We start from the raw sequence: 21,642 nt of genomic DNA on the forward strand, positions 1-21,642 counted from the left end.
TCAGCCAAACCGACCCGAAGGGTAAGCACAATGCCTAAGAAGACCATCGTTCAGTTCCTTGACGACTTGGATGGAAAGGAATTGCCAGAGGACACCGAACCTACGTTCATCACCTACAAGGGCACTAGCTACAAGCTGTATCTTTCCGACATCAACAAGGGCAAGCTGGACACGGCGCTGGAGAAGTTCATTAAGGACGCTGAGGTGGTCACGGCGGGCACCGCAGCGGGCGCGGGTGGTGGTTTCGGTGCCAAGCCTGCCGCTCAGGTCCGCGTAGAGGCAGCAGGCCACACGCTTGCAGAGGTCCGAGCGTGGGCAATGCAGCAGGACGGCTTGAAGGTCAGCGAAAAGGGCCGACTGTCCGAAGAAGTTTGGACCAAATTCGAGGAAGCGCACAGCTCCTAATTCCAGATACAAATTAGCCAGTGTGCCGAAAGGTATGCTGGCTTTTTTGTTTTATATTCGACAACACGGAATAGTCACGAATAGCGGAATAGCATCCGTTATTGCTATAATGGTAAGCGAAGTTCCGACAGTAACGACCACGACTGAAAGGCTGAATTCATAAGAAAACTTCTCCTCAAGAAGATAACACATGATAACCCGGTAAGAGAGTGGTCGCTCTTACCGGGTTTTCTAATATCTAAATGAGGAGCAAGACCAATTGAACAATGTTAGACCAAAGTATTGGTACGAGATAATCGGTACCAATCCCAACGATAAGAGACAGCGCACCGAACGCTATAAAGCCGAATGGGGTAAGAAGCGCATAGTAGCTAAAGGCACTCTGTATGCGACCTATTGGGCCGATGAGGTAGACGCACAGCCGGACATGCCCGTAGTTGACTATGAGCCACTGAGCCAGCGAGAACAACTCATCAAGAACGCCAAGGCTTGGGCATACAAGAAGTATCCGCAACTCGATAGAGACGACATAAGCCAAGAAATAGAACTCAAAGCTTGGGAACTGGAAGACCACCTAGACGAAAAGGGAGATTGGGTCAAACCCGCATACATCATGACATCATTACAGAACGCCGTTCATGACTACGCCCGGCAAGAAATCGGGTATCAGCAAGTCAACAAGATTACAGATGAAGTCATTACACATACCCGGTTCGATGTGCCGGGGGTGGATGAGGAAATAGCTTTTACCGCTAAGACCCTCAAGGCGGGGCTAATGCTATTTATAGTAGCTCCCTACACTCTGTCTCTTCTTACTAAAGATAGGTTGTATTCTATCTATAAGATGATGAGTAAGGGTGAACACAAAGCGCTCTTGCAGAGCGTCATTAACCCTAATCCTACGTCTTTACGTTCTCTCGATAGGTTGGCAGAGAAGTATCTACCTATTATCTAGATAACATGATGTACCTAGTTCGGCTTCGCCTCACAAACTATATAACGTGAAAACCGGACCAAAAAAGACAAAATCTTAGTAACGAGTTCATAACGAAAGGAAGAGCCAATGAGCGATAGATTCAAAGAAGACCAATTGTACTTTTGTAGCGACTGCAAGTACGGGGATAGAAATAACAACAAATGCCTTACATGCGGGCAAACGATGAAACACATAGGTGTGCAGTACTACCTAGACGTGTCCGACGTAGAGGGGGAGCTATGAGCGAGCCAGCGAGCCCAGAGAGGGACGAACAGACTCCGGGGGTACCCAAGGGCAGGCTAGGGCAGATATTTCGCCACAGCGCCACACAGCCGGGTAAGGGGCCGAACGTACCGCGCAAGCTCAACCCGAACGATCCGACCATAGACAGATTGCTTGACCAAATCGAGGAACTGATAGATGAGCTAAAGCTAGTGGGTTGTCCACCGATGCGCCTAGCCCTAGCGGCTGAAAGATGGCGGGGGTTGGTAAAGGACAGACCCAATGGAAACTAAGACATGCACTAAATGCAAGGAGACTAAGAGTCTAGATGAGTTCTTTAAAAGCAAGACAGGCAAGTACGGCGTGCGAGCCGACTGTAAGACATGCTTTGCCGCCTACAGAAAACAACATTATTGGATCAACTTAGACCGGAATAAGGCTTCGGCCAAAGCGTACCGGGAAGCCAACCAAGATAAGGAAAAGGTTAGACGGCGACGATGGAAGCAAGATAATCCAGAGAAGACACGCGAACACAACAGGAAACGCCGGGTGGCAAGAAAGCAGATACCCGACACAATGCCTAATGAGTGGTGGAACATCTTGCTTGGCTTCTATAAGTCCAAATGTGCTCACTGTGGCTCTAGCGACGATACACAGCACGATCACGTAATACCGATAACCTGGCCTCAATCAACACACAGCCTTTACAACTCCCAGATTCTCTGTAAGCCCTGCAATTCATCTAAAGGCAATCGTCATGCTACGGACTATCGAGACTGGTCTAACGGAATACTATGCGAGCGAGTCGTTACCTAAATTGATAAAATGATGTGATGTCATCTATTAAGTCGGCGGGGAAGGAGAGTAACCCGGATTACCCAAAAGAACTACGGTACACAGTCAACAAGAGGGGATGTTGGGTATTCGATGGCTGTAAAGACAACAAGGGCTATGGTCGGCTCAAAGTCAACGGCAAAGCCTACAGGGCTCATCAATACCACTATTTGAAGTACGTAGGTACGATTCCGCCGGGGATGGTGGTTAGGCATCAATGCCAAAACACATCATGTTGTAACCCAAAGCACCTACTAATAGGAACAGTGCAAGACAATGTGGACGATAGAGAGAGGGATAAGAAAACCTTTTGTACGTCTGGTCACCAATTGGATCATACGAATAGTTACCGCTTCAATAATCGTACGATTTGTAGAATCTGCAAAGCAAAAGCTGTATTGGTGAACGGTAAAGAGGGATGAGGGATAGGTTATTTAAGGTATTGCAAACGCGGCCCTGTGCTTAACGGGGCTCTATTTTCAATGCGCAACCCATTACTTTAGGTCGCTAATGATCATCACATTAGTTAGAATAACGAAAGGAATAAATGAAAGGAAATGATAATGAATGGCTAAATACACCGAAGAGGAAATAGCTATTGCGGTAGAAATGGCCGGGGATATTGGAATAGCCGCAACTAGAAGAACACTTCAATACCCATCGTCATGGAATACGCTTTATAGATGGTGCAAAGATAGGGGAGTGGAGATAGAACTTTCCGAGCTAAAGAGTAAAGCAGCACACTATAACTGTTTTTACCAAGATACCGAACAGCAGATTGCATTACAGGACTTGATAGACCGCGCACGGGAAATGATGAACGATCCAAATCTTTCCCCCGAACAATTGGACAAGCTATCAAATACGATTAAGAAGTCTATCGAAATGATTCGGGTAATCAATGGTAAGGCAAACAACTATCAAGCCAAGGAAGATACCACCGAGCTTGAAGCCTTGAAGTTGTACGACAGTTGGAAGAACGGCAGTGATACTAAATGAGGGTAGGGGAGTACCTGAGCCAGTACCCGCGTGAGTTGCTGGGTACGTCTATGGGTAGGCGCATAGCGTCACGTGACGACCCGTTGCTGTTCGCAATCCTGTACTTTCCTCACCATCTGAGATTCGGAGAAGATGAGCCGAGCCTGTCTCAGTTTCATCTAGACCTAGCCGACTATGCCAAGTCGTGGCTTGAGCAGAGCAATACAAATAGAGATTGTTTCATCGCACCGAGACAAAGCGGCAAGACTACGTGGTTGTTCCTACTGCTACCTATGTGGGCGGCAGCGCATAGACATCTAACCTTTATCGCTGCATTCAGTGACTCAGCATCACAAGCTACTCAGCACTTGCAGACATTCAAGAAGGAAATAGATAGCAACGAACTATTGAAGCTCGACTATCCAGAGCTATGCAAACCGCTAATGGGCGGGGCAGTGAAGAGATACGTAGCTCAATCCAATGAGGAAATACAACAGGCTAACGGCTTCTCATTCATGGCAAAGGGAATAGATAGTAAGTCTCTTGGTATGAAGATAGGAAACACTAGACCTCAATTGATTCTGTTGGATGACATAGAACCAAGTGAATCCAACTATTCCCCTCATGAAGCCAAGAAGAGATTACGCACGATATTAGATGGTGTGTTCTATCTGAATGACAAAGCAAGGATAGTAATCATTGGTACTACCACTATGTCTAATTCGATCATTGATCAGATTAGGAAGGTGGGGGAGCTGCAAGCCGAGCGTATAGAGTCATTGACACCATTAACGACAATGGAAATCAATGCAACTACCGATACTTGCTATTATGTCAACCTGGGTAAGGGTAACCTAACCAATGATCAGGCAGGAAATAGGGTCTATTCGGCCCGCAGAGCTAATGAACATGCTTCCGGCCTCCCTAGTCCAACTAGTACCCAACAGTGCCACACGGGCGAATCTGAGGCCAGTTTTACCACAAACGAAATCGGCCGAACAACTCAGAACATCGATGGATTGTCAAACTCTGGGGGACAAGATCAGGGCAACGAAGTTGAAACAGAATCGTTATCATTAGCAGAGTTTGCAAAGACTCGACTTGACAAAGATTCCGCTGAGTGCTTGACATCTGCCGGAGAATCTGAGTTTAAACTTTTTGCTTCTTTTTCGGGTACATCTATACCTACATCACATATAAGACAACCTGAAAACGAGCAAGCAACCTTTGCTGATAGAGAAAAGACTGAGCTAGCTAAGTTGACCGATCCTGTAGCACCCAATAGGGGAGAACAGGAAACCGAAGCCAACAGAGCTGAAAGCTCACTGAGCTTCTATGACTCATTGGATAATGATCTACGTTGGGTTATTGATGAACGTATCCGGGTGCACTATTACCCAGCTATCGTTATCAATGCCGATGGAAGCGAATCTAGTTGGTGGCCTGAGTTCAAAACTTTTGAGGAACTAGAACGCATTAGACATACTCGTGCGTTTCAGATGAACTATCAGAATCGGCCGGTAAACGTAGACGCACAATACTGGATAGAGTCTGATATCGAGATAGCCGAGTGTGCCGAAGGATACAAGCGAACCCTATTGTCTGTTGATCCTGCCGTGTCTACCAAGACAACCAACGACTATACGGCGCTGGTAGTGGTTTCACTGGGTCTAGATGGTTTGGTATATGTCAGACATGCCGAACAAGTCAGATTGGTATCTACCGACTTGCGAGACCGGGTAAACGAACTGATAGAGAGATTCGATATCGGCCTAGTGTATTGCGAGACAAACCAGGGCGGCATGTTGTGGAAATCGGTATTTGATGGCATCAAGGCCAAGTACAGGGCAGTGCATCAAACCGAACCTAAGACGATTCGCGCGGGTAGAGCATTAGATCATTACCGTAAGCATAAGGTTCGTCATACTCGACACTTTGACCAACTAGAAGAACAGATGTACAGCTTTCCAAAGGTTGCACATGACGACTTGGTAGACGCTTTGGGTACGGGTATCGAATACTTCTTGAGTCAATCGGTAGTGCCTAGAGTGAGAAAGCGAAGTTACATATAAGTTGTTACAATTGTTATGCAAATACTATGAAGGGAATCATGTTGACAAACATTGTCAGATTTAACGCAAGCCGTACAAACCATCTTGGACAACCAAGACGAGTACATACGCGCTGAGAACTATTACTACGGCACCGTAGATGAAATATTCGCCAGTAAGCGAGTAAAGCAGGCACTAGCCGAAGCGGGAAGCGGGCACCGAGTCAACTACGCCGCTACCCCCGTCAATGCGGTAGCCAATCGACTTGAAGTTACCGGAGTAACAACACTATCGACCGAAGCTGAATCGGTCATTGATCAGACTTGGCAACTGAACAACCTGGAACTTGAGCTAACACAGCTCATTACAAAGACGCTGATCTATGGTTCGGCCTATGTGATCTGTTGGCCGGATGAATCCGGCGAGATTCAGATTTACTACAACAGTCCATTAAGTACAGTGGTTCTCTATGATCCTGAGAATCCACGCAAACCGTTGGTTGCTGCCAAGCTATGGACTATCGAGGTAGACGGCAAACCTAGAAGCCGTTTGAATCTGTTCTATGCGGATCGAATCGAGAAGTACATAAGCAAAGCTACCACTTTGCCTATGAACGTCAAAGATACCGCTTTCGACCCGTTCGGCGAAGACTGGACAGTGCCGAATGAGTTCGGCGTCATTCCGGTATTCCACTTCACTACCGGTATAGATCAGTACGGCCGACCCGAACACATCAATGCCTATGGTCCGCAGGATGCCATTAACAAGCTCTTGGTATCCCAGCTAGCCAGCATCGAATACTACGGGTTCCCGCAGCGCTGGGCGCTACAGGGGGAGCACACCGGCACCCCGAGCGACTGGGACGAGACAGCCGACGACACGGAGGCCCTGAGCAACGAGCCAGGCGCGTTCCTGTGGCTACAGAACGTCATCAAGGTAGGTCAGTTCACCCCCGCCGACCCGAAGACGTACATAGAGCCGTTCAGGGAGCAAGTACGCACGATGGCGTCTGTCACTGACACGCCGTTCCACGTGTTCGAGGCAGTGGCTACGAACGTGAGCGGCGAAGCGGTACGCGCCGCAGAGGCACCCCTAGTGAAGAAGGTCCGCACGCGCCAGCTGGCCATAGGCAACGCGCTACGCAAGTTGTTCCTGTTCGTCTTGAAGCTCAACGGGATTGAGGAAGACGTACAAATCCAATGGCGACAAGTCGAGTCTATTGACGAGTCCGAGAAGTGGACCATTGCGTATAAGAAGATTCAAGCCGGGTTGCCGATTGAACAAGTGCTATTGGAACAAGGCTATGACGTTGAGAAAATCAATGAATGGAAGGATGCTGGCCAATTAAATAATGCAAAACGGCCGGCCGATTCTATCAATTTAAAGGAAGGAGAAAACATAAATGAGTGACACTGAGAATCAGAATGTAGAGACAGAGACAGGTGATGAACTAGCTAAGGTTCGGGAAGCGTTGAAGAGCGCCAACGGAGAAGCGGCAACGTTCAGACATCGAAACACAGAGCTACAAACACAATTGGAAACCGCTACCGCAGCAGCCGAGAAGTATAAGAAGAGCTATGTACAGTCAAAGATTAACGCGGCGCTGAAAGATCATGGTGCGACTAATCCGAAGATTGTGCGTGTGCTGGACGTAAGCAAGATCGATGTAGACGACTCGGGGGAGTTGATTGGTTTTGACGAACAGCTAACCGAAATCAAGGCAGAGTTTCCAGAGTTCTTCGACTCCAAGCGTCGTGCCCCGTCTATCGATGCTGCCGACAAGAAGGCATCGAAAAAGGTTCTAAGCTCAGCCGAGAAGCTATTAAGGCAGCATGCACGGTGAGCGTTCGAGTTTGGCCCTATGAGCGTACGTGCTCGAAATGTAGCGAGACGAAACCAACCGAAGAGTTCTATAAGCGCAAGACGGGTAAAGATGGGCTAATGCGGTGGTGTAAGGATTGTTGGAGAGCGTACAGACGTGATTACTATGCGCAAAACAAACACTACTCATAATTGTTACAATTAACATAGTAAGAATCCGAGATGGACTCTACACCTATCGAGTTCCGAGATGGAACGGAGGTTACAGGCTATGCGCGCCTGAAGCGTAAATTTAAGTAAAGAAGTGAATTACAATAGCAGCAATTAATGCGAGTAACTGGGTAAGTGAAGAGACCGGTTCAAAGGTTCTTACGACAGTTACTGAAAACAGCGCGGCAGAGAATTATGCCCGCAGAGAGAATATGGATAGCGACGCGCTACGTGTTCCACGTATGAGCGATGTAGACGTAACCGTTATTCCTATGTCCGGTGCATACCCGGAAGATTCAGCAAACCTAGATACGGTTTTGCTAGAGGCAGTCAAGTTCGGTGGACGTGTGCTAGTGCCATACGAACAGCTAGACGACTCGAATATCGGAATTGTGACCGAGCTACAAAGCTCTTGGGCACGTTCGTATGCGCGCAAGCTGGATAATGCCGTATTCGGCACTACAGCGGCAGGAAACCTAACTACGGTTCCATTCAACTCTGTATATCGTGAGGTAAGCCAGAACGCGGCAACCCACCGAGTGCAGACAGTCGGAGCGGTTACCTATGACCATGTGTCATCGGTATTGGGTAAGTACGAAAATGGCGGATACTTTAGCGATCCTGACACCATCGTAGTTGCGCATGTCAGCCTAAAAGAGGCATTGCGCGGACTAAAGGACACTACCGGCCGACCATTGTTCATTGACGCTATCCCGGATACACAGCCAAGCACTCTGTTCGGATATCCAATCCAGTTCAGTGCGGGAGCCAAGACAAGTGCAACTAACGTTGTCAATCCAACTGGTAACCCGCTATTGGTTGTCGGCAACAAGAACCATTTGATTCTAGGTGTGCGCAGTGGTCCCGAATCAATTTTGAGCACAGAAGCCGGATTTGGTACAGACGAAATCCATCTAAAGATGCGTAGCCGTAGAGCTTTTGCAGTCGGTAGAGCTACCGCGTTTGGTGTGCTAGAGGTCACCTCGGCATAAGAAGCTGAGAGGTTGTGTCTCTTTATTGAGGTTCGGGGACACAACCTCTCTTTAAATCTAAGGAAAGAAGGAACAGGACAATAGCAACACGATGGTACGGCAAGGCCATACCGAAGATTTTAGATAAGCAGATAGACCTATTAGACGACTCAATCAAGGTCGCTCTATTTACGTCTAGCTACGTTCCGAACTACGAAACACACGAGTTCTATCCTGCCTTGACCAATCAGGCAACGGGTACCGGATACACAGCCGGGGGTAAGGTTCTTACTGGTAAGGCATTAGAAGAAAACCAGTATGAGGGCTATATATTCCTTGCGGCCAATACGACTTGGACGGCAGTAACTACAGCTTTCAGATATGCCGTGTTGTATGACGATACAGCTACGGGTAAGCCGTTGATTGCCGCACTCGATTTCCTCACTACCCAAACCGTCACGGCACAGGACTTAACTTTGAGATGGGAATTTGAAGGTCTGAGCCATGAAACCGGCGAGACCGACACATTGCCCGGTCTGTTGGTGATGAGGTTCTAATGCCGATCCTGAGTACCAATGCCTCGCCGAGCGTCTGGTTTGAAGCCAAGAAGCCAACACTAAGTGTCGCTACCGCCCCGGTATCGATTGCTAGCGGCTCAGCGGCCCGTGTGGAGTTTTACGCCAAGACTCCGAGTGTAGGTGTCGTTAGCCCTGGAATATCGGTAGCGAGCGATTCAGCCGCAGCGCTGGCCGTATCCGCATATGCGCCGACTCTGATAATCAACAATCCGTTTGAGCTAGACCTAGTAATGCCTAGGGCTGAGCTTGATGCATTGATGCCGGGTAATACTTTTGATGTGAGGATGGATCGTAAGCAACTATGAACAAGCGATATTACGTAGAGCAAAAGCCGGTAGAGCCGTTGGTATTGACCGTGCGAGACGAGCGGGGGGTACCTAGAAACCTATCCGCCTATGACAGCGCACAAGTGTTCATTTCTGGCACTAATGGATTTGGTTTCGATGATGCCGGTACGGCTTCAATCACCGATGCCGCTAACGGTCGAATCACCTTCACTTTTACCGGCAATAGTGTGTTCGGCACGGTTGGAAGGTATCGAATACAAGTGAAGTTGATAGACGGTGATCGGTGGGATTGGTCGGATATCGGAGAGATTGAAGTATTGAGAGGACTTGATGAGTAATGTATGTAACACCTAGCGAGGTTTCGACTCTAACCGGATACTCGGTTGATGATTCGGCTATACGACGTGCGCAAGCCATAGTGGAAGTGATGAGCGGTAGACCTGAGTCGTTGGTTACCCGAGAAGATGACAAGCAATGGCTAATGTACGCATGCGCTTGGCAAGCTGCCTATATGGAACATGGCGACGTTTACCAGCAAGCCAATGTAGATAAGGTGACGCAAGACGATAGCTCGGTAACCATTGGCGATAAGGTCTATGCGGTGTCGAGACTGACAATTGAGGCAATCAAGCACCTATCTTGGCGGGGGAGTAGAAGCGTAAAGACAAAGCCGTATGATTGCAAACGTAATGAAATGCCTTGGTGGTGGACATGGTGAGACTGATTACCAAGACCTATCCGAGCTTGGTTGATGTCTACGCCAAGATAACCGAAGTGAACGAAGAGACCGGAGAAGTCATCAATACTTGGGATTATGAGAACCCGGTAACTATCCCTTGCAATGTTACTGCCATCAATCCGCAAGAGTCGTTGGAAAGATTCAGCACCGATTATGAGAAGAAAGTCTTTCTCAAGATTGAGCATCCTACCGATACGGTAAAGCTATCCGATCAGGCCGGGAACCTGAGACGTAAAGACGAGCAAGTTTATTATTACGGGTCACCTAGACTACCCATGATATTTAACGTAAGCGGTATCAGCACTCAGGTTGATGTATTGGGCAATGCTGTGTGTCATGTTAGCTATCTCGAATACTTCGGAACCTTGGAGATTTGATATACTGAGACTGAGAACGGTACTCACTTCCGGTCTCCTTTCAGTCCCCCGCCTGTAATTGGTAACCTTCTACTCCTTCGGAAGGGAGGCGGGGGACATCTCTATTATTTGATATAATTAGTAGGCATCAATGTTGATGCTTCCTTTCTGTTCGATTAGAACGGCAAAAGTGCCCAGTTGTCACAACAACAGTCCTACCAGAGACTAGGCAACTGGGTATTTTTGTGTGCAGAGTCCGGCCGGGTGTGCGAGGATGCTTGCATGATCACAGTTGGTGAAACGCTCACGTTTCCTTGGCGTCCGGGCTTCACTGTGGACGTTGACGAACGGATGATTGCCGCATTGAGCAAAGCGCGGGCAGCGCTGATAGCCATTGCCTACACGGGTCGAACGATTACCTATAAGGGACTAGAGAAAGCCATAGAAGACAGTCGATTCAATTACCGCAACTTTAGGGGATTGCTTGACGTTATCTCTTTGGATTGTGAGCGCAGAGGGGAAGACTCGCTAGCGGCTCTTGTCATTCGTGGCGATACGAAAGAAGTCGGTGACGGCTTCATCAACAACGCTGGCGTACCGCTGGAACAGTACCGGGAAGGCGTACAGCGCCACTGGCGCAACGGATGAGGGTCTGAGTACCCCTGAGCCCTGATATTTCGTCTACGGGGCAATGAGAGGCCCTAGACATGCGAGAACCCCCGGTTATACATCGCCTGAGTCATTTCCGGGGGTTCTCTCTATCCCGCGTGCTACGTATCCAATGGGCGGAACGCGGGAAGCTATTCAGTTGGTGATAGCCATTTCCAAGATTCGATCAAACAGGTTGATGCCCTCGACAACATCGGCACCGTCTAGGATCGAATCGAGTACCGCAGCATTGATCAGGAAACCTTGACCACGGTTTGATTGCTGCGCACTCACCAGTACCTCATACAAGACTCTTGCGTATATCTGGGAACGCGGTACGGCTATCGGTCCGTGTGCGCCGAGTGCTTGTAATCGCTTCTCTGTTGCCTCGATTACGTCTCTGATCACACGGATTTCGATTTGGGCAATCTCTAGCTCATCCATGTTCATGATTCCGCTGTCTGCGAGTCATCATGTGCCCCTTTGAACTTGGAAAGCCAGTAGTTGTATTCCTTCTCGTTGAATGCCCGAGCATCATTGCAACTACCAACAGCAGACTTGTTGACAGAAGCGAAGTAGGCTTCGTTGTCGCTAGTCATTGATCATGTGCCCCTTTAGGTTTCAGTATTCGCCTATGTCGTCGTATTCGTCTTTCAGCTGGTCTAGTAGTTCCTTCGCTGGTATCGAATCGGGAGTGTGATAGTCACTTGGCCAAAGCGCTACAGCGAGAATGAAGATGAGCAATCCCGCTGTGAGGGCTACCAACATCAATCCGGCTGACATTGGCGAGACCTGGTGTCGGTGGCTGCCCACTGGGCAAGGGCATCGGCCGTACGTCTGATCAGTTCGACAGGCGGAGGCTCTACCGTTCCGTCCGGGTACTCATGTTCACCCGGAACCCGTTGCGGTAGTAGGTACATCGGCGTGCCCCTCTCCTAGTTTCCCCTAGTCACGTCAATGTTCCGCGCGTATAGCGAAACAGACCACGGCGCACAAGATGCACCTACGATGCAACTATGCGCAGAGAACGGCTCATAGAAGCGCGCAAGGCGACCGGGAAGACTCAAGAGCAGATAGCCGATGCCGTAGGGGTAGACCGAACGACACTCGGCAGATGGGAGCGCAACGAGGGCACACCCTATCCGGCTCAGCGACCGAAATACGCTGAGGCACTACAGATCACGATGGATGAGCTATCAGCGATGCTGAGTAGCGTTCCGGCTATCGAGGGCGAAGTACCCGAGTGGCTGAGTACCTATCTCGGCATGGAGCAGTCGGCTACCTCCATCCGTACTCACGAACCTAGAGCGGTCTACGGACTGCTACAGATTCCGGCCTACGTTGAGGCACTGGTGAGCAAGGTAGGTATCTCGGGAGTCTCGGACACCTACGTACAGCAAGCCGTAGACCAACGCTTGCACCGACAGAAGCGGGTCCGCTCAGGTGATCTAGTGCTAGACGTGATTCAACCTGAATCGTCGTTGAGGCTCCGTGTCGGCACAGCGGACGTGATGACTGAACAGTTGCGGACCCTAGCCGAGCTTGCAGAGTTGCCGAATGTGACTGTGCGCGTGACGACTTACGATGCGGGACAGTACGAAGCGCGTCGGCTACATGCCTTTTCGATCATGTCTCACCCGTGGGGTTCGCCACGAGTTCACATAGAGACCTACGGAGGTGGGCGCTTCATCACAGATGCCGAGGAAGTGGGATACTTCGGCCATGCGTTCGACCACGGGGCAAAGATAGCTCTGAGCCCTAGTGAGTCCCGCAGATTCATCCTTGACCTAGCAGACGAATGGGAGCACAAGAACAATGGATAGCCTCGAATGGCGCGTGTCGAGCTTCACAGACAACGGCACATGCGTAGAGGTAGCGGGCACCCCGGATACGGTCTACGTCCGCAACAGCAACGCTCGGGAGGCGGGAACGGTGGCGTTCACCCGTGCCGAGTGGGGCGCGTTCCTCAAGGGCGCTCACGCGGGCGAGTTCGATGACCTGGCGTGATTGTCGTTGATCTTCTAGAAACCCCCTCTGATCAGGTCAAATGGAGGGGGTTTCGCCATGTCTCGGCCAGGGTGGGCTAGGATGCGGTGTGTTGTTGTCCAGCGATGAAACTACATCAATGCAGGTCAGAACCTACGAGGTCCGCACCTTCGGTTGCCAGATGAACGTGCACGATTCCGAACGCTTGTCCGGCCTGCTGGAGGACGCGGGCTACGTGAAGGCCGCGCCGGGGGCGACGGCGGACCTTGTGGTCTTCAACACCTGCGCCGTGCGCGAGAACGCCGACAACAAGCTCTACGGCACCCTCGGCCACCTCGCCCCGATCAAGGCGGGCAGGCCGGGCATGCAGATCGCGGTCGGCGGCTGCCTGGCGCAGAAGGACCGCGACACCGTCGTGCGCAAGGCGCCGTGGGTGGACGTGGTGTTCGGCACGCACAACATCGGCTCGCTGCCCGTGCTGCTCGAGCGCGCGCGGCACAACGAAGAGGCCCAGGTCGAGATCCTGGAATCGCTGGAGGCGTTCCCGTCCACCCTGCCCGCCAAGCGGGAGTCCGCCTACGCGGGCTGGGTGTCGATCTCGGTGGGCTGCAACAACACCTGCACCTTCTGCATCGTGCCGTCGCTGCGCGGCAAGGAGGTCGACCGCCGTCCCGGCGACGTGCTCGCCGAGGTGCAGGCGCTGGTCGACCAGGGTGTGCTCGAGGTGACTCTGCTCGGGCAGAACGTCAACTCCTACGGCGTCAACTTCGTCGACCCGACCGAGCCGCGCGACCGCAGCGCGTTCGCGAAGCTGCTGCGCGCCTGCGGCGACATCGACGGACTCGAGCGAGTCCGGTTCACCTCGCCGCACCCGGCCGAGTTCACCGACGACGTCATCGAGGCGATGGCCGAGACGCCGAACATCTGCCCGCAGCTGCACATGCCGCTGCAATCCGGCTCGGACCGGGTGCTCAAGGCCATGCGGCGCTCCTACCGCAAGGCCCGCTACCTGGGCATCATCGAGAAGGTCCGCGCGGCCATGCCGCACGCCGCCATCACCACCGACATCATCGTCGGCTTCCCCGGCGAGACCGAGGAGGACTTCCTGGAGACACTGGACGTGGTGCGCCAGGCCCGGTTCACCAGCGCGTTCACCTTCCAGTACTCGAAGCGGCCCGGTACTCCCGCCGCCGACATGCCCGACCAGCTGCCCAAGCAGGTGGTCCAGGAGCGCTACGACCGGCTCATCGCGTTGCAGGAGCAGGTCTCGCTCGAGGCCAACCGCGCGCTGATCGGCACCGAGGTGGAGCTGCTCGTCGCGGAGGGCGCGGGCAAGAAGAACGCCGCGACCGCGCGGATGAGCGGGCGGGCCCGCGACGGCAGGCTGGTGCACTTCCGGCCCGGCGGCACCGTCGAGACGGTCCGCCCCGGCGACGTGATCACCGTCGACATCACCGAGGCGGCGCCGCACCACCTGATCGCGGACGCGCCGATCAAGACCCACCGCCGCACCCGCGCGGGCGACGCGCACGAGCGCGGCGTCACGCCGAAGACCGAACCGATCGGCGTCGGACTCGGGCTGCCGAGGATCGGCGCGCCGGTGCTCGAGCCGGTCGCCTCCGGCTGCGCGACAGGCTGCGACGCATGAGCACGCGCCCCGGTGCGGGAGACGACGAGACCCCTCGCAAGGGCTCCGGCGATTCCGCGCGGGGCGCGGACTCCGAGCCGGGCGCGGACCCTGAGCAGGGCGGGAAGCCCGACTCGGAGTCCGGTACTACCGCGCGTAGTGGGTCGGCTGACGCGGCGGCCGACGATGCTGGCACAGTGGACGCGGACAAGCACGATCATCCAGTCGAAGGAGACGAGAGCGCTGTGAGCTCGGTCGAGAGCAGCAAGGATTTCGAGCAGTTCCGCGACGAACTCGACGCCGTCGAGCGCCGCATCGCCGGGGAGATCGATCCCGGCGTGCGCGCGATGGTGGTGGCGGGCGCGGTGTTCCTGCTGCTGTTCTCGCTGGTGCTCTCGCACGCGGGCAGCGCGCGCGGCTTCGACGTGCTGCTCGGCACCGAGGCCACCCGTATCGAGCACATCGGGCTGCCGTCGCGCATCTTCGTCTGGTTCGTCGCGGTGTTCGGCATCGGCTTCTCGCTGCTGGCGCTGATGACCCGGCGCTGGGCGCTGGCCTGGATCGCGGTCGCGGGATCGGCCATCGCCAGCGTGTTCGGTGTCTTCTCCATCTGGCACCGCCAGACCCCGGGCCTCGGCAACTATGTCGGCGCGGGCCCCGGCATCGGCCTGGTCGTCGGCACGCTCGCCGTCATGGTGCTGACCTTCCACTGGATCCGCGTGGTCTGGAGCCGCACGGCCATGCAGCTGGCCGCCGAGGAACAGCGCCGCAACGCCGCGGCCGCCGCCGAGGAACGCGACCGCCGCCGCCTGCTCGGCGACTGAATTCCGCTCGTGACCAGACCGATCGATCGGCGCTCGCGGTGACGTGGTGTGCGTCAGTTCAGTGGTGGTCAGGTGCTCCGGTCGAGGCGCAGTAGCGTCCGCTAGCCGTGATCGAGCCGCGCTCGCATCTCGGCGGTGCGCCGATTCTGTTGCAGTGGTCAGGTGCTCCAGCCGAGCGAATCGCCATCCGCTCGCTCTGTGGTCGGCCCGCCGCCGCGTGACGTGCGCAAGGCCGGGCATCCGATCAGCGTCTGCCCGCCGGACAGCGTGGCCACCTCGGCGTCACTCGGCAGGGCCACTTTCGCGACCACCTCGGCCGACCACGGATCGCTGATGGGACGTGGGCGCTGTCAGGTGCTCCAGCCGAGGCGAAGCAATACCCGCTCGCTGTGTGATCGGCCGGTCTCGCGCCGCGTGACGTGCGTCCGTGCGAGCAGCGCGCCCAAGCCCGCGCCCGCGGCGTTCATCAGCACGTCGTCCACCGAGGAGACGCGGCCGAGGTCGAAGACGTACTGGGAAATTTCGAGGGCCACGGATATCGCCGCGCCCACCAGCGTCATCCGCAGCACACCCGCGAACCGGGGCAGGCGCAGGGGGAGGAAGAAACCGAGCGGTACGAAAAGTAGGGTGTTCGCCCCGATCTGAACGAACGCGCTCGACGGCGAGTCGGTCAGCGTCGCGACGAGATCCCGCAGCGGCACCGCGCTGATCGCGCCGACGCCGTCGACCGGAGTCAAGATCATCCAGATCCACGGCAGCGTGCCCGCGATCAGCCCGACCTCGGCCACCGTGTACCGCAGCGCGATATTCCGGTCCTGGCCGCGGCGCACCCGCCACCGCGTCGTCCACCAGATCGCCGCGAACACGGCGGGCACCGCGCAGGCCCACACGGTCAGTACGTGGCCCCACGCCTCCCACACCTGTCGCACCGGGACGACGCTACCGGAGCGGCCGAAAAACCTTGGCCGCCAACACGATCAGCGGTTGCTGACGGCGCCCTCGGCGGCCTCGGCCCACTCGCGCCACTGCTTGGCCTGCTCGAGCGCCTTCTCGGCGTCGCGCTGCTTGCCCGCCGCCTGCGCCTTGGCCGCCTGCTCCTCGAACTGGGCGACCTTCTCGCGGAACTGGGCGGCGCGCGCCACGGCCTCCGGGTCGGTGCGCCGCCACTGGGCGTCCACCGCGTCGCGGACCCGCTTCTCGATGGAGCGCAGTTTGCCCTCGAGTTCCTGGATGCGTTCGCGCGGGACCTTGCCGATGGCGTCCCATTTGTCCTGCAACTCGCGCAGCTGCGCCCGCGCGGTGTCCAGACCGGCCGCCGGATCGATGTGCTCGTAGGCGTGCAGCAGCTCTTCCTTGGCGGAGGCGTTCGACTCGAACTCGGCGTCGCGCTCGGAGACCGCGGCGTTGCGCGCCGCGAAGAACACGTCCTGAGCACTCTTGAAGCGCCGCCACAGCGACTCGTCGGCTTCGCGCGGCGCCCGACCGGCGGCCTTCCACTCGGTCAGCAGGTCGCGGAAGACGGCCGCGGTGCCGACCCAGTCGGTGGAGCCGGACAGTTCCTCGGCGCGCACGCAGAGTTCTTCCTTGCGCGCCTTGGCGGCAGCCCGCTCGCGATCGAGTTCGGCGAAGTGCGCGCCGCGGCGGCGGTTGAAGGACTCGCGGGCCTTGGAGTAGCGCTTCCACAGCGCGTCGTCGACCTTGCGGTCCACGCCGCGGATCGACTTCCACTCGTCGAGGATCTCGCGTAGCCGATCGCCCGCGGCCTTCCACTGGGTGGATTCGGCGGCGATCTGCTCGGCCTCGGCGCACAGCGCTTCCTTGCGCTCGGTGTGCTCGTGGCGGGCGCGCTCCTTCTCCTCTTTGGCGTGCGCCGCCGCTTCCTCGGAGTGCTCGGTGATGGCTTGCAGCCGCTTGGCCAGCCCGTCGATGTCGCCGATGACGGCGGCGGTGGGCAGCGATTCGGCCAGCGCGAGCGCGGCGGCCTTGGTCTTGCGGGCGTCGGCGCCCGCGGCGAGCCGCGCCTCCAGCAGCGCGACCTCGGTGGCGAGATCGTCGAAGCGGCGGCCGAAGTGCGCGAGGCCTTCGGCGGCGTCGCCCGCCTGCCAGGAGCCGACGATCCGCTCGCCCTCGGCCGTCTTCACCCAGGCGGTGCCGTCCTCGTCGACCCGGCCCCAGCGGCTGGGGTCGGTGACGGTCGGTACGACCACCGGATGCGGGTGCTGCTGGGCGGCCGGGCCCGGGGCGGGCTTGACCGCGTGCGGCTTGGGATGGGCTGACGGGCCACCGGGCTTCGGGGCACCGGAGGGGCGCGGTGTCGTGCCGGGATTGGCCTTCGCGGTTCCGTTGCTGTCGGTCATTGTTCTCCGTCCCTGCCGCGCGTCACGGCTGCCTGGTTACGCCCTAGCTCATCCCATTGAACCCGGTCCGAGCCCTCGAGACCATCTGATCTACGCTCTTCCCGGGCTGGGACCCGGGACCGGCAACCCGTGGTGACCTGGGTTGTCGCATGTCGACACTATCAATCTCGTGGCGAATTGACGCTACAGACACTCGAAGCCGACCGGCGGGCGTCTCGGTACCGCCGTGCACCGGCCCGGCGGGCCGAACAGATACGGTTTACCGCGTGTTCAGTATTGCGGCCCTGGTCCCGTCGCCGCCGATCCTGGTGCCCGAACTGGGCGGCGCCGCGGCGATGGGAAGCGGGGCGGATCCGGACGACCCACCCGCGGTGCTGCGTGCCGCCGCGCTCGATGCGGCCGGGGCGCTCGCGGCGGTGACGAAGTGCTGGACGGTGCTCGGCGTCGGGTCCGCCAACGGTGTGCTCGAGCCAGAAACCGCCGGAACCTTCCGTGGTTTCGGCGTGGATCTTCGTGTCGCGCTGGCCGATTCGGCCACTGCGCCGGGGTTTGCCGCTGATCCGCGGCTGCCGCTGCCCGCTTTGATCGCCGGATGGTTGCGGGGACGCGTCGCGCCGGCCGCCCGCGCCACCGCGCGCCTGATCGCGGCCGACACGTCGGCGGCGCGTTGCCTGGAATTGGGTGCGGCGCTGCGCGCCGAGCTCGACGCGGACGACGAGCCGCGCGGCGTCCTCGTCGTCGCCGACGGCGCCGCCACCTTGACCGTCAAGTCGCCCGGCTACCTCGACGAGCGCGCCGTCCCGCTGCAAGCCGAGCTCGACCGGGCCTTGAGCGCGGGGGATCGCGCTGCGCTGCGCGCGCTCGATGCGGCGCTGTGCGCGGAGCTGGCCGTGTCCGGGCGCGCCGCCTATCAGGTGCTCGGCGGTCTGTTCGCCGCCGATCCGTCCGATCCGTCCGTCGAAACCCGCTACCGGGACGCGCCTTTCGGAGTTGGCTATCACGTGAGCGTCTGGCGACCGGAACGGGAGGTGCGATGAGAGTGCCGATCGCGGTGGTCGGCCCCACCGCCACCGGCAAGTCCGATCTGGGCTTGGATCTCGCGGCCCGCCTCGACGGTGAGATCGTGAACATCGACGCCATGCAGCTCTATCGCGGCATGGACATCGGCACCGCCAAACTGCCCGTCGCCGAGCGGCGCGGCATCCCGCACCACCAGCTCGACGTGCTCGAGGTGACCGAGACCGCGAGCGTGGCCACCTACCAGCGCGCGGCCGCCGCCGACGTCGAGGACATCCTCGCTCGCGGCCGCACGCCGATCATCGTCGGCGGCTCGATGATGTACGTGCAGGCGCTGCTGGACGAATGGGAGTTCCCGGCCACCGATCCGGCGGTGCGCGCCCGCTGGGAGCAGGTGCTCGCGGAGCAAGGTGTCGCCGCCGTGCACGCGGCGCTGCGGGCGGCGGATCCGGTCGCGGCCGCCACCATCCTGCCCACCGACGGTCGCCGCATGGTGCGGGCGTTGGAGGTCGTGGAACTCACCGGCCGGCCGTTCGCGGCCTCGGCGCCCACCATCGGCGCGCCGCGCTGGGACACTGTCATTCTCGGTGTCGACCGCGACACCGCCGAACTGGACGAGCGCATCGAGCGACGCACCGCGCTCATGTTCGACACCGGACTGGTCGACGAGGTGCGCGGACTCATCGAGCACGGCCTGCGCGAGGGCGTCACCGCGCGCCGGGCCATCGGCTACGCGCAAGTCCTCGCCTACCTCGACGACGAATACGACCTGAACCACGCCAGGGAACGCACCCTGATCGGCACCCGCCGCTACGTGCGCAGACAGCGCTCCTGGTTCCGCCGCGATCCCCGGGTGCGCTGGGTGGACGGCGCCGATCCCGACCTGCTCGGCGCGGCGATGCGTCAGATCGACAACACAGAACGGAACTCCCTTTGACCCGACGTGTCAGCACCCGCAACGCCTCGGTGCAGGTGTGGCAGGCCTACTTGAACAATCGCACCAAGCGCCACCGCGACAGCCGGTTCCTTGTGCAGGGCGTGCGCCCGATCACCCAGGCGATCGCCAACGGGTGGCCGCTGGAGACCCTGCTCTACCGGCTCGGCGCGCCCGACCTGTCCGGCTGGGCAAGGGAGGTGCTCGACACCACCGACGTCCCGCAGGTCGGGCTGGTGCCGGAGCTGATGGCAGAGCTGGGCGAGAAGGCAGGCGGCATACCGGAATTGGTCGCCGTCGCGATCTCGCGCCAGCCCGAGCTGGACACCTTCGAGCCGGGCGAACCCGGCGAGGACGCGCCAGTGATCGTGGTGTTCGACCGCCCGAACTCGCCGGGCAACCTCGGGACCCTGATCCGGTCCGCGGACGCCTTCGGCGCCTGCGCGGTGATCGTCACCGGCCACGGCGCCGACCAGTACGACCCGCAGTCCGTGCGCGCCTCCACCGGCTCGCTGTTCGCGGTCCCGGTCTATCGCACCGCCGGACCGGCGCAGGTGCTCGAGCTGCGTGATCGCCAGATCGCCCGCGGCATCCCGACCAGGATCGTCGGCACCGACGAGCACGGTACGCACGCGGTGTTCGACCAGGACTTCACCGAGTCGACCATTCTGGTCATCGGCAACGAGACCAGCGGGATGAGCGCCGCCTGGCAGGATGCGTGCGACGACCTGGTCTCCATTCCCATGGGCGGCACCGCCAGCTCGCTCGGCGCGCCCTCGGCGGCCGCGGTCGCGCTGTACGAAATTTCCCGGCAGCGCCGGACGTTTGCCAGATGACGACGACGAGGAGAACGCACACGTGACGGACATCGAGTTCACGAAGGGGCACGGCACCCAGAACGACTTCGTGGTGCTGCCCGACGAGGATGTCCGGCTCGATTTGACCGAGGACCGCATCGCCGCACTCTGCGACCGGCAGCGCGGCCTCGGGGCCGACGGTGTGCTGCGGGTCGCGCGGGCGGGCGCGCTGCGGGACGCGGGCGTGCTGGCGGACCTGCCCGAGGGCGTCGGCGCGGACGACTGGTTCATGGACTACCGCAACGCCGACGGCTCGATCGCGGAGATGTGCGGCAACGGCGTGCGGGTCTTCGCCCATTACCTGACCGCGACCGGGCGCGAATCCCGCGCGGAGTACGTGGTGGGCAGTAGAGCGGGAGCCCGACCGGTCGTGGTGCACGCGAGCGGGCCGGTCGAGGGCGAGGTTACCGTCACGATGGGCCGGGTGAAGGAGCTCGGGGAATCCACGGCGACCATCGCGGGTTGGGCTTATCAGGGGATCGGCATCGATGTCGGCAACCCGCATCTGGCTTGCGTGGACCCCGAGCTCACCGTCGACGCGCTCGGCAAGCTCGATCTGAGCGTCCCGCCCGGCTACGACCCGGATCTCTTCCCGCACGGGGTGAACGTGGAGATCCTGACCGCGCTGGACGCCGACCGTTCGGTGGACATGCGCGTCTACGAGCGCGGCGTCGGCGAAACCCGTTCCTGCGGAACGGGAACCGTCGCGGCGGCCGCGGCGGCGCTGGCCGCCGATGGCTTCCGCATCGCCGAGGACACCGGCCAGGTGACGGTGCGCGTGCCCGGCGGCGTGGTCACCGTCGGCCTCGACGGCGGCTCGGCCTGGCTGCGCGGGCCTTCGGTGCTGCTCGCCACCGGCACGCTGGCCGAACAGTGGTGGAAGGGGCGCTGAGCGCGCCTACGAATAACAGAATGCGCCGGGTGGTCGCACCTGGCAGCATGGATGGTGTATGAGGAATTCAGA

The 21,642-nt window shown here is 57.9% G+C and carries 25 protein-coding genes; 21 read left to right on the top strand and 4 right to left on the bottom strand.

Annotation, left to right across the window (positions count from 1 at the left end; all coding sequences use genetic code 11):
- The first annotated feature begins 30 nt into the window (after window positions 1–30).
- The 13 genes from NAM01S_RS09870 to NAM01S_RS34925 all read left to right on the top strand — a co-directional run bounded on the left by NAM01S_RS09870 (window position 31) and on the right by NAM01S_RS34925 (window position 11,076).
- A complete protein-coding gene (locus NAM01S_RS09870; RefSeq protein ID WP_067782583.1) occupies window positions 31–405 on the top strand; it encodes an Lsr2 dimerization domain-containing protein in 375 nt (124 codons plus the stop codon).
- 259 nt (window positions 406–664) lie between these two features.
- Entirely contained in the window at window positions 665–1,360 is a 696-nt protein-coding gene (locus tag NAM01S_RS34895) for a hypothetical protein (RefSeq protein ID WP_157107666.1), read from the top strand.
- Between the two features lie 819 nt (window positions 1,361–2,179).
- Entirely contained in the window at window positions 2,180–2,419 is a 240-nt protein-coding gene (locus tag NAM01S_RS37220) for an HNH endonuclease (protein WP_373862655.1), read from the top strand.
- A 17-nt stretch (window positions 2,420–2,436) separates the two neighbouring features.
- Window positions 2,437–2,859, top strand: coding sequence for an HNH endonuclease signature motif containing protein (locus NAM01S_RS37225; RefSeq protein ID WP_084482716.1), 423 nt, complete (start codon window positions 2,437–2,439; stop codon window positions 2,857–2,859).
- Window positions 2,860–3,004: 145 nt separating this feature from the next.
- Entirely contained in the window at window positions 3,005–3,436 is a 432-nt protein-coding gene (locus NAM01S_RS34905; protein ID WP_157107668.1) for a hypothetical protein, read from the top strand.
- A 347-nt stretch (window positions 3,437–3,783) separates the two neighbouring features.
- Window positions 3,784–5,487, top strand: a complete 1,704-nt coding sequence (locus tag NAM01S_RS33865; protein WP_169810826.1) for a phage terminase large subunit family protein — start codon at window positions 3,784–3,786, stop codon at window positions 5,485–5,487.
- An 84-nt stretch (window positions 5,488–5,571) separates the two neighbouring features.
- On the top strand, window positions 5,572–6,876 hold the full coding sequence (locus NAM01S_RS33870) for a phage portal protein (RefSeq protein ID WP_169810827.1): 1,305 nt from the start codon (window positions 5,572–5,574) through the stop codon (window positions 6,874–6,876).
- Window positions 6,869–7,309 (top strand): phage scaffolding protein, encoded by a 441-nt coding sequence (locus NAM01S_RS33875; RefSeq protein ID WP_084482722.1) that lies wholly within the window; start codon window positions 6,869–6,871, stop codon window positions 7,307–7,309. Before NAM01S_RS33870 ends, NAM01S_RS33875 begins: the two co-directional genes overlap by 8 nt.
- 301 nt (window positions 7,310–7,610) lie before the next feature.
- Window positions 7,611–8,489, top strand: coding sequence for a phage major capsid protein (locus tag NAM01S_RS33880; RefSeq protein WP_253798580.1), 879 nt, complete (start codon window positions 7,611–7,613; stop codon window positions 8,487–8,489).
- 218 nt (window positions 8,490–8,707) lie between these two features.
- Window positions 8,708–9,025, top strand: a complete 318-nt coding sequence (locus NAM01S_RS34910; protein WP_157107669.1) for a hypothetical protein — start codon at window positions 8,708–8,710, stop codon at window positions 9,023–9,025.
- Between the two features lie 322 nt (window positions 9,026–9,347).
- Entirely contained in the window at window positions 9,348–9,671 is a 324-nt protein-coding gene (locus NAM01S_RS34915) for a hypothetical protein (protein ID WP_157107670.1), read from the top strand.
- Between the two features lie 364 nt (window positions 9,672–10,035).
- Window positions 10,036–10,449: a hypothetical protein gene (locus NAM01S_RS34920; RefSeq protein ID WP_157107671.1), complete on the top strand. Its 414-nt coding sequence runs from the start codon at window positions 10,036–10,038 to the stop codon at window positions 10,447–10,449.
- A gap of 261 nt (window positions 10,450–10,710) precedes the next feature.
- Entirely contained in the window at window positions 10,711–11,076 is a 366-nt protein-coding gene (locus tag NAM01S_RS34925; RefSeq protein WP_157107672.1) for a hypothetical protein, read from the top strand.
- A 156-nt stretch (window positions 11,077–11,232) separates the two neighbouring features.
- On the opposite strand, the gene NAM01S_RS34930 is transcribed toward NAM01S_RS34925, so the two are convergent.
- Window positions 11,233–11,526, bottom strand: coding sequence for a hypothetical protein (locus NAM01S_RS34930; RefSeq protein ID WP_157107673.1), 294 nt, complete (start codon window positions 11,524–11,526; stop codon window positions 11,233–11,235).
- A gap of 566 nt (window positions 11,527–12,092) precedes the next feature.
- Here NAM01S_RS34930 and NAM01S_RS09890 point away from each other — a divergent pair.
- The 4 genes from NAM01S_RS09890 (at window position 12,093) to NAM01S_RS09905 (ending at window position 15,513) form a co-directional block, all read left to right on the top strand.
- Window positions 12,093–12,899: a helix-turn-helix domain-containing protein gene (locus NAM01S_RS09890; protein WP_084482726.1), complete on the top strand. Its 807-nt coding sequence runs from the start codon at window positions 12,093–12,095 to the stop codon at window positions 12,897–12,899.
- 13 nt (window positions 12,900–12,912) lie between these two features.
- Window positions 12,913–13,083: a DUF397 domain-containing protein gene (locus NAM01S_RS09895; protein ID WP_253798487.1), complete on the top strand. Its 171-nt coding sequence runs from the start codon at window positions 12,913–12,915 to the stop codon at window positions 13,081–13,083.
- A gap of 118 nt (window positions 13,084–13,201) precedes the next feature.
- A complete protein-coding gene (gene miaB / locus NAM01S_RS09900; RefSeq protein WP_067782600.1) occupies window positions 13,202–14,710 on the top strand; it encodes a tRNA (N6-isopentenyl adenosine(37)-C2)-methylthiotransferase MiaB in 1,509 nt (502 codons plus the stop codon).
- Window positions 14,711–14,934: 224 nt separating this feature from the next.
- Window positions 14,935–15,513 (top strand): Rv2732c family membrane protein, encoded by a 579-nt coding sequence (locus NAM01S_RS09905; RefSeq protein ID WP_067782864.1) that lies wholly within the window; start codon window positions 14,935–14,937, stop codon window positions 15,511–15,513.
- Between the two features lie 158 nt (window positions 15,514–15,671).
- Here the strand turns inward: NAM01S_RS09905 and NAM01S_RS34935 are convergent, their stop codons facing one another.
- The 3 genes from NAM01S_RS34935 to NAM01S_RS09915 are packed head-to-tail and all read right to left on the bottom strand — an operon-like array spanning window position 15,672 to window position 17,870.
- Entirely contained in the window at window positions 15,672–15,812 is a 141-nt protein-coding gene (locus NAM01S_RS34935) for a hypothetical protein (protein WP_157107674.1), read from the bottom strand.
- A 51-nt stretch (window positions 15,813–15,863) separates the two neighbouring features.
- The gene (locus NAM01S_RS09910; RefSeq protein WP_067782603.1) at window positions 15,864–16,442 is read right to left on the bottom strand and encodes a VanZ family protein; all 579 of its coding nucleotides are present in this window, start codon (window positions 16,440–16,442) and stop codon (window positions 15,864–15,866) included.
- A gap of 48 nt (window positions 16,443–16,490) precedes the next feature.
- On the bottom strand, window positions 16,491–17,870 hold the full coding sequence (locus NAM01S_RS09915; protein ID WP_067782606.1) for a DUF349 domain-containing protein: 1,380 nt from the start codon (window positions 17,868–17,870) through the stop codon (window positions 16,491–16,493).
- 266 nt (window positions 17,871–18,136) lie between these two features.
- On the opposite strand from NAM01S_RS09915, the gene NAM01S_RS09920 reads away from it, so the two are divergent.
- Genes NAM01S_RS09920 through dapF form a run of 4 tightly spaced genes read left to right on the top strand, consistent with a single transcriptional unit; the run spans window position 18,137 to window position 21,570 of the window.
- A complete protein-coding gene (locus NAM01S_RS09920) occupies window positions 18,137–18,907 on the top strand; it encodes a class III extradiol ring-cleavage dioxygenase family protein (RefSeq protein WP_067782609.1) in 771 nt (256 codons plus the stop codon).
- A complete protein-coding gene (gene miaA / locus NAM01S_RS09925; protein ID WP_067782612.1) occupies window positions 18,904–19,824 on the top strand; it encodes a tRNA (adenosine(37)-N6)-dimethylallyltransferase MiaA in 921 nt (306 codons plus the stop codon). The genes NAM01S_RS09920 and miaA overlap by 4 nt, the downstream gene beginning before the upstream one ends.
- Entirely contained in the window at window positions 19,821–20,657 is an 837-nt protein-coding gene (locus tag NAM01S_RS09930) for a TrmH family RNA methyltransferase (RefSeq protein WP_067782615.1), read from the top strand. Before miaA ends, NAM01S_RS09930 begins: the two co-directional genes overlap by 4 nt.
- 31 nt (window positions 20,658–20,688) lie before the next feature.
- Complete coding sequence (gene dapF / locus NAM01S_RS09935; protein WP_067782867.1) at window positions 20,689–21,570, top strand: diaminopimelate epimerase; 882 nt, start codon at window positions 20,689–20,691, stop codon at window positions 21,568–21,570.
- Window positions 21,571–21,642 lie beyond the last annotated feature (72 nt).

Source organism: Nocardia amikacinitolerans NBRC 108937, assembly GCF_001612615.1.
GTDB lineage: Bacteria > Actinomycetota > Actinomycetes > Mycobacteriales > Mycobacteriaceae > Nocardia > Nocardia amikacinitolerans.